The 15,361-nt window shown below is 64.5% G+C and carries 9 protein-coding genes and 2 pseudogenes; 7 read left to right on the top strand and 4 right to left on the bottom strand.

The window, feature by feature from the left end:
* The first annotated feature begins 4 nt into the window (after nt 1–4).
* Nucleotides 5–1,423 (top strand): cytochrome P450, encoded by a 1,419-nt coding sequence (locus tag JGU71_RS04230; protein WP_199702554.1) that lies wholly within the window; start codon nt 5–7, stop codon nt 1,421–1,423.
* Between the two features lie 77 nt (nt 1,424–1,500).
* Here JGU71_RS04230 and JGU71_RS04225 read toward each other — a convergent pair whose 3' ends face one another.
* Together JGU71_RS04225 and JGU71_RS04220 are read right to left on the bottom strand one after the other, a co-directional pair.
* The gene (locus JGU71_RS04225; RefSeq protein ID WP_199702551.1) at nt 1,501–2,199 is read right to left on the bottom strand and encodes an SGNH/GDSL hydrolase family protein; all 699 of its coding nucleotides are present in this window, start codon (nt 2,197–2,199) and stop codon (nt 1,501–1,503) included.
* Nucleotides 2,200–2,336: 137 nt separating this feature from the next.
* Nucleotides 2,337–2,912, bottom strand: coding sequence for a TetR/AcrR family transcriptional regulator (locus tag JGU71_RS04220; RefSeq protein WP_199702548.1), 576 nt, complete (start codon nt 2,910–2,912; stop codon nt 2,337–2,339).
* Nucleotides 2,913–3,063: 151 nt separating this feature from the next.
* Here JGU71_RS04220 and JGU71_RS04215 point away from each other — a divergent pair, with 151 nt between their 5' ends.
* Together JGU71_RS04215 and JGU71_RS04210 are read left to right on the top strand one after the other, a co-directional pair.
* On the top strand, nt 3,064–3,660 hold the full coding sequence (locus JGU71_RS04215) for a GNAT family N-acetyltransferase (RefSeq protein ID WP_199702545.1): 597 nt from the start codon (nt 3,064–3,066) through the stop codon (nt 3,658–3,660).
* Between the two features lie 28 nt (nt 3,661–3,688).
* The gene (locus JGU71_RS04210) at nt 3,689–4,408 is read left to right on the top strand and encodes a LuxR C-terminal-related transcriptional regulator (protein ID WP_199702542.1); all 720 of its coding nucleotides are present in this window, start codon (nt 3,689–3,691) and stop codon (nt 4,406–4,408) included.
* Here JGU71_RS04210 and JGU71_RS04205 read toward each other — a convergent pair.
* Nucleotides 4,380–5,207, bottom strand: coding sequence for a thioesterase II family protein (locus tag JGU71_RS04205; protein WP_233528609.1), 828 nt, complete (start codon nt 5,205–5,207; stop codon nt 4,380–4,382). The genes JGU71_RS04210 and JGU71_RS04205 overlap by 29 nt on opposite strands.
* 106 nt (nt 5,208–5,313) lie before the next feature.
* Here JGU71_RS04205 and JGU71_RS30685 point away from each other — a divergent pair.
* The 4 genes and pseudogenes from JGU71_RS30685 to JGU71_RS04195 all read left to right on the top strand — a co-directional run.
* A pseudogene (locus JGU71_RS30685) lies at nt 5,314–7,794 on the top strand (type I polyketide synthase); the annotation flags it as partial.
* Nucleotides 7,795–7,980: 186 nt separating this feature from the next.
* Nucleotides 7,981–10,731 (top strand): annotated as a pseudogene (locus JGU71_RS30680) (type I polyketide synthase); the annotation flags it as partial.
* 9 nt (nt 10,732–10,740) lie between these two features.
* Complete coding sequence (locus JGU71_RS30675; RefSeq protein WP_443623585.1) at nt 10,741–13,335, top strand: type I polyketide synthase; 2,595 nt, start codon at nt 10,741–10,743, stop codon at nt 13,333–13,335.
* A gap of 11 nt (nt 13,336–13,346) precedes the next feature.
* On the top strand, nt 13,347–14,507 hold the full coding sequence (locus JGU71_RS04195; RefSeq protein ID WP_233528608.1) for an acyl-CoA dehydrogenase family protein: 1,161 nt from the start codon (nt 13,347–13,349) through the stop codon (nt 14,505–14,507).
* Between the two features lie 9 nt (nt 14,508–14,516).
* On the opposite strand, the gene JGU71_RS04190 is transcribed toward JGU71_RS04195, so the two are convergent.
* A complete protein-coding gene (locus JGU71_RS04190; RefSeq protein WP_199702521.1) occupies nt 14,517–15,353 on the bottom strand; it encodes an LLM class F420-dependent oxidoreductase in 837 nt (278 codons plus the stop codon).
* Nucleotides 15,354–15,361 lie beyond the last annotated feature (8 nt).

Genomic DNA, 15,361 nt, shown 5'->3' with positions numbered 1-15,361 from the left:
ACCGATGCCAACTCCCGACACCATGACCGGTTGCCCGGTCGATCATTCAGCGATGCGCCAACCCGAGGTCATCCCTTCGACCGAGCTGCCGGGGTCGACGCTGCCCCTGATCGCGCAGCTGTGGAAGTACAGGACGCTACGAACCGTGTGGTTGTCGCAGTTGCGCACTGAGCACGGGCATCGGTTCAGGATGAACTTCCGGCCGAAGGCGAAGATCTACCTCATCTCCGATCCCGACGACGTCAAGGCGATGTTTCTCGCGCCGCGCGACGTTTTGCACACCGGTAACGGCAGCGACATCCTCGAGAAGTTCTTCGGTGGAACCGGACTCGCCTTCCTCGACGAGGAAGCGCACCTTGCTCGGCGAAAGGCACTGATGCCGAGCATCAAAGGCGAAGCGTTCAAACGAATCGAGGCCGCGGCCATCGCTCGGGCAAAACACGACGTCGCGAAGTGGCCACGCGAGGAGATCATCTCGGTTCACCCGCACGCGCACCGATACACGATCGAAGTGATCCGTGAGGTTGTCTTCGGACGGGTGACCCCGTCGAGCTGGGACGACCTGGGAGAAGAAATCTTTCAGGTGATGGAGTTCAACAACCACCTTGCGACGGTGTTGATGTTCGAGCGCGCGCCTCGTCCGGTGACCTGGCTGCTCCGGGCCATCCGGAGCACCGGCGTCGACCATTTTCTCCGGCATCGCGAGCGTGCGGACGAATTGTTGTTCGAGGCCATCGAGGAGCGCAGGTCCTCGGGCGATCTGGGGGACGACATGCTGTCGATGCTGCTGCGCATCACACACGACGACGGCTCCGCACTGTCCACCCGCGAAATCCGCGACGAAGTCATGACGATGTTCGTCGCGGGCACGGAGACCACGGCATCGGCCATCTGCTGGGCGCTCGAATACCTCAGTCGCGAACCGGAAGTGGCGCAACGAGTGCGCGCCGAACTCGACGAGGGCGCCGGCGACGCGTACCTCACCGCGGTCGTCTACGAGCTGTTGCGGGTGCGTCCACCGCTGCCGATGATCATTCTCCGCAAGGTTATGAAGCCGCTCGAGATCGGCGGCGTGCGTTACGAAGTGGGCGACGAACTGTTCGCCAGCGCCCATTTGCTCAATCATGATCCGAATCATTACGACGACGCCGAAGCGTTTCGTCCGGAGCGCTTTCTCGATGTCAAGCCTGGCGCAAATACGTGGATTCCGTTCGGAGGAGGCGCGATTCGATGCCTCGGCGATCGGATCGCAATCACCGAGATCAAGGCCGTGCTCAGCAACGTGCTGTCGACCTGCGAACTGCGTCGGGAAGATACGACACCGGAACGCACCCGTAGTCGCGGGGTCCTGATCGTGCCGGAAAACGACGCACGCCTCGAATTGGTGCCTCGCACAGCCGATCTGAAGCTCGTCGAGAACTGACTGTCGTTCTTTCGGCCGACAACGAGGTGTGCCGTTGATTCTTACGAATCAACGGCACACCTTTTGAGTCGAAGGTGTCAGGAACGGTCGGCGATCGGCAGCTGGCCGGCGACTGCTTCGGCCCACTGGCTGTAGCCGTACTGGTTGGGGTGCAGGCCGTCGGAGGCAAAGTAGTCGGCGGTCGGTGGCGGGCACGTGATCCAGGTCGTCGCTGGTCGATCGGCACACATCGCGCGCGAGATCTCGTTGAACTCGTTTGCTCGTTCGTCGACGAACCTGGCGAAGATCGACGGAAACGCAGGGGAGTTGGCGAAGCGGGGTATCTCGCTGATCACAGTTTGCTCGGCACCCTCGGACAGGGCCTCGAGTATCGCGGTGAGCTCGCTACGCCATTCGTCTCCTCGCCTGCGGGCGAGAACGTCGTTGCCGCCCGCGAGCACGATGACGAAGTCCGGCTTCGCTGTGATCTGAGGGATGAGGCGATGCCGAATGCGGCGCGCGGTTGCGCCGAACTGGCCGATGGTCTGCCATTCGACAGGCCGGTCGCTTCGAGCGGCGAGTTCGCGCGCCACCGACCCCGCGAACCCTTCGGCGTGCGTGTCGACCCCGTAGCCGGCAGCTGTCGATTCGCCGACAACGGCCAAGCGAATGGGGGGGCGGGTGCCTTCGCCCTCTACCCCGAACGCGGGTCCTGTTGGCGGCGGAGCAAGTTTCATTGTCGCGCGCAGCCAAATTCCCTGGACGACCACGACGGGCAGCAGCAGTGGATTGGTCATGTTTTCCGTCCTTACTTCGAGCGGGCGGTGGAGTTGTTTTGTGCGCCAACCACATCCTCGCCGACGATGCGGCCTATCCTGTCCCGATGGCCTCTTCCGGCCAACGACCGATCGCGGCCGGCGGAACCGGAAAAGGATCAGCGCTCGGCGGTCGCTGGATACTCGTTGACCAGCAGACTCGACGCGATGGCGAGGACATCACGTCGGTTGCGGCCCTGGTGGTCGGCGGCGAGGAAGTGGATGCCGATACCGAGACAGAACGCCATGGTGCTGAGCGCCTCGACTGTGTCGGCGTCGGAACACAAGGCGCCGAACAGTTCTCGCAGATAGTCCATGCGACTGTTGTCGACACGCTCGAGCCTTTCGCGGACTGCCGCGTCGTGCCGTGCCCAGTCGCGCACGGCAAGGTCGATCGGCAAGAGGCGGTCTCCGGAAAAAGTTCGCAGGCCCGCGCGCTGAATCTTCGTGCGTGCGTCGCCGCCGACACTCTCGACCTGTTCACGAGTCCTGTCGGTGACGTCGCGCTCCCACGTGTCGAGCATGGCGTCGAGCAGCGCATTCCGGTCGGCGAAGTGTCCGTAGAACCCGCCTTTGGTCACGCCGAGTGATTGAGCGAGAACCTCGACGCGGACCGCGCCGAGGCCGCCGTCGGCAAGGGCACGCAGGCCCTGTTCGATCCATGCCGTGCGCGGTGTGTGGGTGACAGCAGCCATCCGATTTGTCCGCCTTTCTTATTGACAACCCGACGCCCGATGGTAACGTTTCAAGTATACGGTGCCGTATAGATGTCAGCCAGGTCCGGTCGTCTACGCCCGGTATCGCCTGGGAAACAGACGATCTCGAGGCAATTCGGGGGTTCGTGCCATGGCAATCGGTCACACCGCTACACGATCACGATGGCGGCAACGCGAGTCGCGGGCCGCAATCGTCGGAGAACAGTCGTCGCTACGCGTCCGCGCGCTCGATAGCGGTGAGACAGCTGTCGTACGCAGTATCCTCGCGGGAATGTCGGGAGCGAGCCGCTCGAGTCGCTTCGGATCGCCGATGCCGCGGATCAGCGACTCCCTGTGCCGGAATCTGCTAGGAGCGGGTACTCCCGACGCAGTGACTCTGATCGCGGAGGCCGGCCGACACGACCGGATAGAACCGATCGGATTCGCGCAGTTGATCCCGACATCCACCTGTGCGGCGGAGGTGTCCGTTGCCGTGGCCGACGCGCATCGACGCACAGGTGTCGCGCACGCGCTACTGAGCGAGACAGTGCGAGAAGCCCAGCGGCGGAACTGGACTCGGTTGGAGGCGAGTGTGCTCGCTGCAAACGAACCCGCGCTGTCCGTTGTCGCGAGCCTTACCGATGCAGGCTCGGTCGACGCCCTGATCTGGTGCAGGCGACACCTCCTGGCGGTCGCAGGTACCCCGAATATCCATCTCGCACTCAACGTCGACGGCGAGGAATGGTGACCATGCGGTTCACAAGGAGCGAATTCCGATGACCGAAACATTGAGCACCGCAACAAAACATGCGACGTCGCACCTGATCGAAGACATGATGGATTCGCCGGGGTCCGACGACATGTGGCGTCGGAACAGCGGCCCGTTGCTCGAGCGTCGAATCAAACAGCTCACCACAGGTGCACGCTCCGAAATATTCGGAATGCTTCCCGACACCTCGCAGAGCAAACAACTGTTCAGTTCGAACACGGCGCAAGCCGAACTGGCACGTACCAGAGGCGTCGTGACTCGAACGGTCTTCCCGGCGGCATTCACCCGAGATCCAGTCAGCCTCTGCGCTATTCGAAAGCGGACGAGGTTAGGGGGCGGATCCCGAACGTTTCCCGAGGTCCCGTTCCCGCTCGTCGTCGTCGATCGGACCGTGGTTCTGGTTCCCGCGAACCCGGACCGACCGGAGATGGATCTGCTCGAAGTTCGAGATCCTGCACTCGTCGGCACCATGGCGGCACTGCTCGAACGGTTCTGGAAGCAGAGCACGAAGATCGAGTCGAATCCAGCGGACCAGCTCGCCTTCAGCGAGCGCGAACTCGAGTTGGTCTTGCTGCTGCAGGCCGGCTACACCGACGAAGCCACTGCCCGTCGCCTCGGCGTCTCGCCCCGAACTGTGCGCAGGATGACCGCGGACCTCATGCAGCGGCTCGGGGCGCGTAGTCGTTTCGAAGCAGGCATCAAGGTCGCGCAGCTCGGGCTGGTGTAGCTGCACCCAGTTCAGCGGCAATGAGGCTGGCAACGGCGCCGATATTGCTGTCGATGTAGAAGTGTCCGCCCGTGAACGTGTGCGCTGTGAACCGTCCTGCGGTGTGCACGCGCCACCGCTGTGCCTCGGGTTCGGACACGCGCGGATCACTCGCACCACGCAACATCACGATCGGACAGCGAACCGTCGCGCCATCGCTGCAGCGATAGGTCTCGGCGGCACGGTAGTCATTGCCAATCACGGGCAGGATCATCTGCCTGACATCCTCGTCAACGAGCAATCGCGGGTCGGTGCCGTCCAGCTTGGCCAGCTCGAGCAACACGTCGTCGTCGGTGTCGAGTGCTACGCGCTCTTTCGGGGGAATCGACGGCGCGCGTCGACCGGAAGTGAACAGGCTCAGCAGAATTCGGTTCTGTTCTTCCCACCGGCGAGCGACCTCGAACGCGACAGTGGCCCCCATGCTGTGCCCGAAGAACGCGGTCGCGCGGCCGTCCGGAACGACAACCTGCGCTGTCAGGTCCGCCAGCGTTGCAAGATCCGGTATCAGCGGTTCCATGTGACGTTCCTGTCGACCGGGATACTGCACCGCCTGCACGTCGACTGCAGGGGAGAGCGCTGCCGACAGCTGCCGAAAATACGTCGCCGATCCTCCGGCATGCGGGAAGCACACCAGTCGAACGGGCGCCGCCGGCGCCGGATGGAAGCGTCGCAGCCAACGCGCCTGATCGCGGTCCTCTACAGAAGTGTGCATGCCGATCAGATGCCGCGCATGCCTACCGGGATACACCAGGATCGTCATCGATCTGCCCTCGACCGGAAGTTGTCGCCGCGAAACGTATCCGGAAGGACCTTTCGCGTCTCTTCATTGTCGAGGACGGATGCGCTAGCGGGAGGTTGCAAACGTGATGGGTGACAACGAGCCGATTCCTGTTGCTGTCGTAGGAATGTCGTGCCGGGTACCCGGCGCGGACGGTATTCGCGACTTCTGGCGGCTGCTCTCGGACGGAACCGATGCGATCACCGAGGCGCCGCTCGGACGCTGGCCGGAGCTCCCCGAGCTGTCGGGCTTCGGTCGTGGTGGCTACGTCGACGACGTTGCAGGCTTCGACGCGGGGTTCTTCGGCATCTCGCCGCGCGAGGCCGTCGCGATGGACCCACGGCAGCGGATGGTGCTCGAATTGAGCTGGGCTGCATTGGAAGACGCCGGCGTAGCGCCCGACTCGCTGCGCGGTAGCTCCGCGGCGGTTTTTGTCGGCGCGACGGGGGACGACTACGCGTCGCTGGTACACAGGTCGGGTCCCGACGCCATCTCGCACCATTCGCTTGCCGGCCTCAGCAGAGGGTTGATTGCCAATCGGGTGTCGCATCAGCTCGGACTGCGGGGGCCGAGCCTCACGGTCGACACGGTGCAGTCCTCGTCACTCGTCGCGGTGCACATGGCGTGTGAGAGCTTGCGCTCGGGAGCTGTCGGCATGGCGTTGGCGGGTGGTGTCCACCTGAACCTCGTTCCGGAAAGCACACTCGCGCTTGCCAAGGCCGGCGCGCTGTCGCCGGACGGCCGCAGCTACACGTTCGACGAGCGGGCAAATGGATTCGTCAAGGGCGAAGGCGCGGGGATCGTCGTACTCAAGCGACTCGACGATGCAATCGCCGATGGTGACCCCGTCTACGCCGTCGTCCTCGGTGGCGCAGTCAATCACGACGGAGACAGCGCTGCGCTCACCGTCCCGGATCTGAACTCACAACAGGCCCTACTTCGAGCCGCGCATGCGCAGGCGGGCGTCGATGCCGCCGATGTGCAGTACGTCGAGTTGCATGGCACCGGAACCAAGGCTGGCGATCCCATCGAGGCGGGGGCCCTCGGTGCGGTGTTCGGTCCGTCGCACTCGGCGTCGGCTCCGTTGCTCGTCGGATCGGTGAAGACGAACGTCGGTCATCTCGACGCGGCTGCCGGTGTGATCGGACTGATCAAGGTTGCATTGGCGATGAAGCATCGACGGCTCCCGGCGAGCTTGAACTTCGCGACTCCGCATCCGTCGATACCGTTGCAGGAGTGGAAACTTCGTGTCAACAACACCACGGGTCCATGGCCGACCGACGCAGGTCGACTCGCCGGCGTCAGCTCCTTCGGCGTGGGTGGGACGAACTGCCACCTTGTCGTCGGCGCGCACTCCGTTTCACCGCGGACACGGCCACAGCCCGAGCTCGCCACGGCCGTTCCCGTAGTCGTGTCGGGCAGGACAGCTGGGGCCATGCGCGCCCAGGCAAGGCGACTCGCCGACTGGGTGACCGCAGGTCAGGACCTGTCCATACGCGACGTCGGCTATTCAACAGTATCGTCACGATCGCTGATGAAGCATCGGGCGGTCGTCGTCGCATCCGACCGCGAAGACCTCGCAGCGAACCTGGCGGCACTCGCTGCAGGCGAACCCGCAGCCAACGTCGTGACCGGCTCCGCTGCTGCCGAACCCGGTGTCGTGTGGGTCTTTCCGGGCCAAGGCTCCCAGTGGGTCGGAATGGCAAGCGGTCTGTGGGATTCGACGCCGGTATTCGGCGCGCGTATGGCCGAGTGTCAGCAGGTGCTCGACGGGCTCGTCGACTGGTCGTTGCGCGATGTGCTGAACGACGAGGCAGCCCTTGCCCGAGTCGACGTGGTGCAGCCCGTTCTTTTCGCAGTCATGGTGTCTTTGGCGCAGGTGTGGCGTGCGGCAGGTGTCGTCCCTGCCGCCGTCGTCGGCCACTCCCAAGGTGAGATAGCGGCAGCGTGCGCGGCCGGAATCATCGAGCTGCCCGATGCGTTGCGCCTTGTCGTCCTGCGTGCCAAGGCGATCGCCGCGGGTCTCGCCGGGCACGGGACTATGGCGTCGCTCGCGATGTCGGCCGATGCCGTCGACGAAGACCTTGTGCAGGTCGCAGCGATCAACGGACCGAACTCGGTCGTGATTTCGGGTGCTGTCGACGCGGTGTGTTCGGTGGTCGCCGAGTGCGAAACCCGTGGGGTTCGCGCAAAGGTGATCCCCGTCGACTACGCATCCCATTCGGCGCAGGTCGAGACGATCCGCGACGAGGTACTGCATGCGGCAGAGGGTGTCGCGACAACAGCAAGCCCGATCGCGTTCTACTCGACAGTCACCGGCGGACCTGCGGCGGCTCCCGACCTGGATGCCGAGTACTGGTACCGGAATCTGCGGGAGCCGGTCCGCTTCGCCGAAACCATCGCGACGCTGGCTGCCGCTGGGCACGGCGTCTTCATCGAGGTGAGTCCACACCCGGTGCTGGCGATGTCCATTCAGGACACCGTCTCGACCGCGGTCGTGGAGGGCACGTTGCGCAGGAACGAAGACGAAGCGCGTCGGCTGCTGCTGTCCATGGCGAGCCTGTTCACCGCCGGTGTGTCGGTGGACTGGCTGCCGCTGTTCGCGGACGCACAGCGAGTCGACCTGCCCACGTACGCATTTCAACGACAGCAGTACTGGGTGACTGGCTCAGGCGAGTCACCGGCACCGGCACCGGCACCGACACCCGAAACGCAAGCACCCGCTGCCCGCACCGAGCGCGATGTCTGGACCGCGGTCCGGTCACATGCTGCCGCCGTACTCGGGCATGGCGACGCGCAACTGGTCGACCGTGACTCGACCTTCAAGGAGCTCGGGTTCGACTCCGTCACAGCCGTCGAACTACGCAATCGTCTCAACGCCGCGACTGCGCTGACACTGCCGACCTCGTTGCTCTTCGACCACCCGACGCCGGCCGCCTTGGTCGCGCATCTGCGTGCCGAACTCGGAGGGCAGGACGGCAACCTCAGAACGTACGAGACCAGCGCGGCCCGCGACGACGACCGGATCGCGATCGTCGGCATGAGCTGCCGGCTACCGGGTGGGATCGCCTCGCCGGAAGATCTGTGGCGGGTGGTTGCGGACGGCGTGGATACGATCGCACCGTTTCCGGATGATCGTGGTTGGCCCGCGGATCCCGCCGCGAAGCATGCGAGGGTCGGCGGATTCCTTTCTGATGCAGGCGATTTCGATGCCGGATTCTTCCGCATCAGTCCGCGTGAAGCGCTGACTATGGATCCGCAGCAGCGACTCGTTCTCGAAGTGGTATGGGAGGCGTTGGAGCGAACGGGTCAGGATCCAACGGCCCTGCGCCACAGCCGGACTGCTGTATTCATGGGCTCGATGAGTCAGGACTACCTCCCGCGCCTGCACGACGTCCCCGACAGCCTCGGCGGCCACGCCCTCACCGGCAGTGCGAGCAGTGTCGTCTCCGGACGTGTCGCCTATTCGTTGGGGCTGGAGGGCCCTGCTGTCACCGTCGACACCGCGTGCTCGTCTTCGCTTGTGGCACTACACCTTGCGGCACAGTCGCTGCGGTCGGGGGACTGCTCGCTCGCGCTCGCAGGTGGGGTGACCGTGCTGTCCACTCCGGGCATCTTCGTCGAGTTCGCACGTCAGGGCGGACTGGCGAACGATGGCCGGTGCAAAGCGTTCGCGGACGCCGCCGACGGCACCGGCTGGTCGGAGGGCGTTGGGGTGCTCGTGCTGGAGCGGTTGTCCGATGCCCGGCGCAACGGACGCAATGTGCTTGCCGTGCTTCGTGGTTCGGCGATCAACCAGGACGGCGAAAGCAACGGACTCACTGCCCCTAACGGTCCGTCCCAAGAACGGGTGATCCGAAACGCGCTGGCGAACGCAGGCCTGCGGGCAGGCGACATCGATGCTGTCGAGGCGCACGGAACGGGTACATCGTTGGGCGACCCGATCGAGGCGCAGGCACTGTTGGCGACCTACGGACAGGACCGGTCGCAACCGTTGTGGCTCGGATCCGTGAAGTCCAACATCGGGCACACTCAGGCTGCCGCAGGTGTTGCGGGCGTGATCAAGATGATCATGGCAATGCGGCACGGCACGTTGCCGCGCACGCTGCACGTCGACGAACCGACGAGCCAGGTCGACTGGACTTCGGGTGCGGTCGAACTGCTTGCGGAGGAACAGACCTGGCCCGAAACCGATACCCGACGTGCCGCGGTCTCCTCGTTCGGGATCAGTGGTACCAATGCCCATGTCATCCTCGAGCAGGGTGACGAGCAGACAGTCGCGGCCGCATCCGAACCCACCGGAGTGCTGTCCTGGCTGGTGTCGGCGCGCAGCCCGAAGGCGCTGGCGGGACAGGCCGCAAAGCTGGTCACCGCGACCGGAAGCGCGCCGGACATCGCGTGGTCGCTTGCCACGACGAGGCCGGCATTCGAGCATCGTGCAGTCGTGCTCGGCTCGAGCCTGGACGAACTGCGCGCCGGCCTGAACGCCGTGGCAGAGGGCACACGGGCGCATGGGGTGTTCGTCGGGCATTCGTCGTCGACGCCGGACGTCGGCCTGCTGTTCTCCGGCCAGGGCAGTCAAAGGCTCGGCATGAGTCGTGAACTCGTGCAGACCTTTCCGGTGTTCGCCGACGCATGGCGTGCGGTGTGTGCCGAACTCGACCCGCTGCTCGACCACTCGGTCGATGAGGTCGTTGGTGCCGAGCCTGGCTCCGAACTTGCCGGTCTGCTCGACGAGACCGTCATGACGCAGCCCGCGCTCTTCGCCTTCGAGGTTGCCTCGTTCCGTTTGCTGGAATCCTGCGGTGTCGTTCCCACGGTCCTCGTCGGGCATTCGATCGGCGAACTTGCGGCTGCTCACGTCGCCGGCGTGTTCACGCTCGCTGATGCGGCCAGGCTTGTCGCGTGCCGCGGCAAGTTGATGCAGGCGTTGCCGCGTGGCGGGACGATGGTCGCCGTCGAGGCGGGCGAAGCTGAGGTCCGCGGCGCGATCAACGGCAATGCTTCCGCTGTATCGATCGCCGCGGTCAACAGCATTGCAACGACAGTGATTTCAGGTGCAGAAGCTGCCGTCGCCGAGGTGACCTCGTATCTGGCCGAACAGGGGCGACGAACAAAACGGCTCCGGGTCTCACATGCATTCCATTCCCCGCTTATGGAGCCGATGTTGGCCGCATTCGGCGAGGTCGCGCGATCGGTCACCTACTCGGCCCCACGAATTCCGGTGGTGTCGAACGTGACCGGCGCGATCGCGGAACCCGGCGCGTTGGAACGGCCCGAGTACTGGGTGCGACATGTCCGCGAGGCTGTGCGATTCGCCGACGGAGTTCGGGCGGCAGTCGGAGCTGGGGCAGGCGTACTCGTCGAGGTCGGACCGGACGGTGTGCTGTCCGGCATGGCCGAAGACGTTCTCCACTCTGCCGGCATCGACCTGCCGGTGATTCCCGTCGCGCGCGGAACCAAGTCGGAATTGCGTTCGGTTGCAGAGGCTTTGGCACGCTTGCAGGTTGCGGGCGTGCCAGTCGATTGGCCCTCCTATTTTGCTGCGATCGGTGTTGTCGGCAATCGCGTCGACCTACCGACCTACGCATTCGACAGGCAGCGGTTCTGGGTTCCGACTGCGTCGGCGCACGCCCATGTAAGCGACGCCGGTCTCGCACGGATCGACCATCCGTTTCTCACGGCTGCAACCGAACTGGCCGTGGGTGACCAGTGGGTGCTCAGCGGCCGAGTGTCGCGGGCGGACCACAGCTGGCTGGCCGATCACGCGATCTTCGGCACGGTCGTGTTCCCCGGCGCGGCCCTGGTGGAGTTGGCGCAGCACGCCGCGAAGGCGACTGGATGTCACAGCGTCGAGGAGCTGAACCTGCAGGCGCCGTTGCTTCTCGGCGACGACTCGGCGCAGCTGCAGATCATCGTCGGACCGGTGGAAAACGAGATACGACGCGAGATCGGCATCTACTCACGTAACGCGAGCGATTCTTCGTGGGTCCGGCATGCCGCCGGATCGCTGTCGACGGCCAAGATTTCCGAACCCACGCTGCAGGTTCTACCTCCCGAGGATGCGACACCGATCGACACGGCCGATCTGTACCTTCGCCTGGCCGGTCGAGGCTACGGATACGGTCCGGCGTTTCAGGGGGTTCGCAGGTTGTGGCGCCGGGACGACGAGGTCTTCGGTGAGATCGAGCTGCCCGAACCTGTACCGGCCGGGGCATTCGCAATCCATCCGGCCCTTTTCGATGCGGCACTGCAACCGATGCTGTCCTTGTTCGAGGTGTCCAGTTCGGAAGCACTACTGCCGTATTCGTGGTCCGGAGTGTCGTTCCATTCGACCGGCGGTAGCGCCAATAGAACCGTGAATGTCAGGATCGTCCGCACTGGCGCCACCGAAGTCTCGCTGTCGATAGTCGATTCCGAAGGCTCGGCGGTGCTGTCGGTCGAGGCACTCACGATGTTGCCTGCCTCGGCTGAGCAAATCGTTGGTGTCGCGACACAAAATTCGTTGCTCGCGGTGGAATGGGTGCCACTTCCGCTTGCCTCGGATGCGGCGGCGCCGCTGGAAGTCATCGACGTCGCCGGACGGCCGGGAGGCGACGTACCGACCGTTGTCAAACAGGTACTTCACGAGGTACTCGGCAGGATTCAGGAGAGACTGCGAGACGAACGACCCGAGCGGCCAAGATTCGTTGTCGTGACAACAAGAGCCGTGGCGGTCGGTGCAGGCGAATCTCCCGACCTGTCCATCGCCGCAGTATGGGGCTTGGTTCGATCGGTTCAGGCCGAGCATCCGGATCAGTTCATCCTGGTCGACGTCGACGACCATCCGGAATCGCGTCGAGCCATCGAGGCTGCAGCGTCGTTGGGGGAGTCGCAGGTAGCGTTGCGGCGTGGTGTCGCGTTCGTACCGCGGCTCGCGCAACTTCCCGCCGTCTCCACCTCGCCGCCGAGGTGGAACCCGAACGGGACGGTATTGGTCACCGGCGCGACCGGCGGACTCGGGACCCTCTTCGCACGTCACCTCGTTGCCGACTGCGGAGTGCGACACCTGCTGCTGTTGAGCCGCAGCGGACCGGCGTCAGCGGATCAGATCACCGAATTGACCGCTCTCGGTGCGGAAGTCGCGCAGGCAGCGTGTGACGTGTCGGACGCAGCGGCATTGGCCGAACAGGTTGCGCGAATCCCCGCCGAGGCTCCGCTCACGGCCGTTGTCCACCTGGCCGGAATCCTCGACGACGGCGCTGCCGATTCGCTGACGCCGGAGCGGATCGACGCTGTACTGCGGCCGAAGGTCGACGCCGCATGGTTCCTGCACGAGTTGACGAAGGAGCTGCACCTCGACGCGTTCGTCCTCTTCTCGTCTGTCGCGAGCACGATCGGTACGCCCGGACAAGCCAACTATGCGGCAGCCAACGCGTTCCTGGATGCGCTTGCGGTGCATCGAAAATCCAGCGGTATGCCGGCGACAGCGCTGGCCTGGGGACCGTGGGAGCTCGGCATGGCCGCTGGGCTCGGCGAAATCGACATCGCACGGTTCCGACGTAGCGGCATAGTCCCGATCGCAGCCAAGGCGGGCACCGCCATGTTCGACGCCGCGCTCGCCCACGATGCGCCAGTACTCACCCCTCTCGGCGTGCTACCCGCCCTGTTCAAGACCATGACGGCGACGCAGCCAGAAGAAGGTCCCGAGGAGCCGCCGATGGTGCAGCGACTGCGTGAACTCGCGCCGAACGCTCAGCGCGAGGAGATGGTGGACCTGTTGCTGACTACGGCGGCCATCGTGTTGGACTATCCGTCGACCGACGATATCGACCCGGATCAGTCGTTCAAGGAGATCGGCTTCGACTCGCTGAGCGGCGTCGAGTTCCGCAACCAGGTCCGCAAGGACACCGGGGTCCAGATTCCGCCGACCGTCGTCTTCAACTATCCGACGCCGGCCGCTTTGGCCGACCATCTGTTGCGGCTGCTCTTCGCTGCCGACGCAGACCAGGACGAGGCATCCGACAGCGAGATCTCCGACGATGCTTCCGGCGACCTTTCACACGACGTCGACGACGAGATCGACGCACTCGACGTCGAGAACCTCATTTCACGAGCATTTGCCGAATGATAGGCGGGACAATGACTTTCGAAGGCGATCTGAAGACCGTCCGGCAGTTCGCAAAAACCGAACTCGGTGGTGGCAACACGCAGTGGGACCAGCTGGAAGACAAACCGGCACAGGTGTACGAGAAGTTCGCCGATGCGGGGCTCGCCAACTGGTGGCTGCCGGAGCGGTTCGGTGGACGGGGATTGTGCCTAGAGGACAGCGTCGAGATCGTGAACGAAATAGCCTATGGCGATGCGGGTATCGCGTTCACGCTGTTCATCTCGGTGCTCGGCACCAGCGTCGTCCAGCTCTACGGTTCCGACGACCTGAAGGACCGCTATCTGAAGCCGATGGCCGCCGATGGGTCCTTCTGCGCGACGATGGGCAGTGAGCGCCGCGCAGGAAGCGAGCTTGCAAAAATCGAGACCGTCGCACGTCGGGAGGGGGACGACCTCGTCATCTCCGGACCGAAATACTTCTCCACCAACGCGGATTTCGCCGATTTCCTCATCGTCGTTGCGCGGGCTCACGACGATCCGGACGGCCACCTCGCGATACTCGTTCCGAGAGGCACCCCCGGGGTCGAAATCGTCAAGAGGTGGGACGTCAACGGTGTTCGGGCGTCGCACACCTTCGAGGTGAACCTCGACAGTTGCCGGGTACCGGCGGCAAACCAGTTGGCAGGCAACGGCCTTCGAGTGCTCGAAATCGGGCTGAACGCGAGCAGGATCCTGATCGCAGCAAGTGCGATCGGCATCGCGCGTCGAATCCGGGACCACTGCATGGACTACGCGAAGTCGAAACAGTTTCGGGACACGACACTGCTCGACAGTCCGGTGTTCGCGAGTCGGCTCGGCCAGATGGAAATGCAGATCGATGTTATGAAGAGTCACTGCCTCAAAGCGGCGCGAGACTACGACGCGATCATGCGCAGAGACGATGCAGCCACGGTCTTCGCGCGACAGGGCACCCTCAAATCTGCCGTGACCGCAAAGATGTTCTGTGGCCAAACGGGCTGGGATATCGCAAGCGTCGGCTCCGAGATGTTCGGCGGACTCGGCTACACCAGCGAGCTGCCGATCGGAAAGTTGTTGCGGGACATGCGGTACGTCTCGATCATCGAGGGCGGCGACGACGTGTTGCGTGAGCTGGTCTTCGGTCGGTACGTGATTCCGAAGCCCCGCCGAACCTGAACCTGTTCCTCAGCCGCGGATGATCTCCGCCAGCGCGGCAATCGGGTCGCCGTCGCCGAGAACTTGAACGGCCACGTGGTCGGCGCCCGCTGTGAGGTGGGCATCGACCTGTGTGCGGACGCTCGCCGCACTGCCGTGGGCGACGAGCGCATCGATCAGTGCGTCGCTGCCGCCGTCGGCGATGTCGGCATCGGTCCAGCCGAGGCGCTTCAGGTTCGACACGTAATTCGCAAGGTGCAGATACGGGCGGTCGACCGGCGGACGGCCAACTGCGCGCGCGGATTCCGGGTCGGTGTCGAGGACAACCTTGTGTTCGGGCGCAAGTAACGCATGGTCGCCGAGCTGTTCGCGAGCGATCTGCGTGTGTGCAGGCGGTGTCAGATACGGGTGCGCCCCCAAGGCGCGTTGAGCCGCCAGTCGCAGCATCCGCGGGCCGAGCGCGGCGAGCACACGACGTTCGGTCGGGACCTGCGTCTCGTCGAGGACGTCGAGGTAGCGGCTCACCGCGTCGTACGGCTTCTCGTATTCCGCCGTCGCCTCGGGGTGGCCGGCGCCGATACCGAGGTAGAACCGGCCGGGGAAGTCGCGTTCGAGTTCCAGGTATTCGCCGGCGATGGTCGCGGCGTCGGTGTTCCAGATGTTGACGATGCCTGTCGCGACGGTGATGTGCTCGGTAGCGTCCAGCACCTTACGAACAGGACCGAGGTGCTTCGGCGAGCCGCCGAGCCAGATGGTGCCGTACCCCAACTCCTCGATGGTCCGCGCCTCGTCGGGGGAGAACTTGCCGAACCAGCCCCAGACGCCGTGTGTTCCGAAGCGTGCGATGTGTGCAGAGTTGTCGGCCATGTTGGGTA

The organism is Antrihabitans stalagmiti, assembly GCF_016482825.1.
GTDB classification, from domain to species: Bacteria; Actinomycetota; Actinomycetes; order Mycobacteriales; family Mycobacteriaceae; genus Antrihabitans; species Antrihabitans stalagmiti.
Note: the sequence above shows the minus strand (reverse complement) of the source record. Positions and strands in the feature narration are given on the sequence as shown.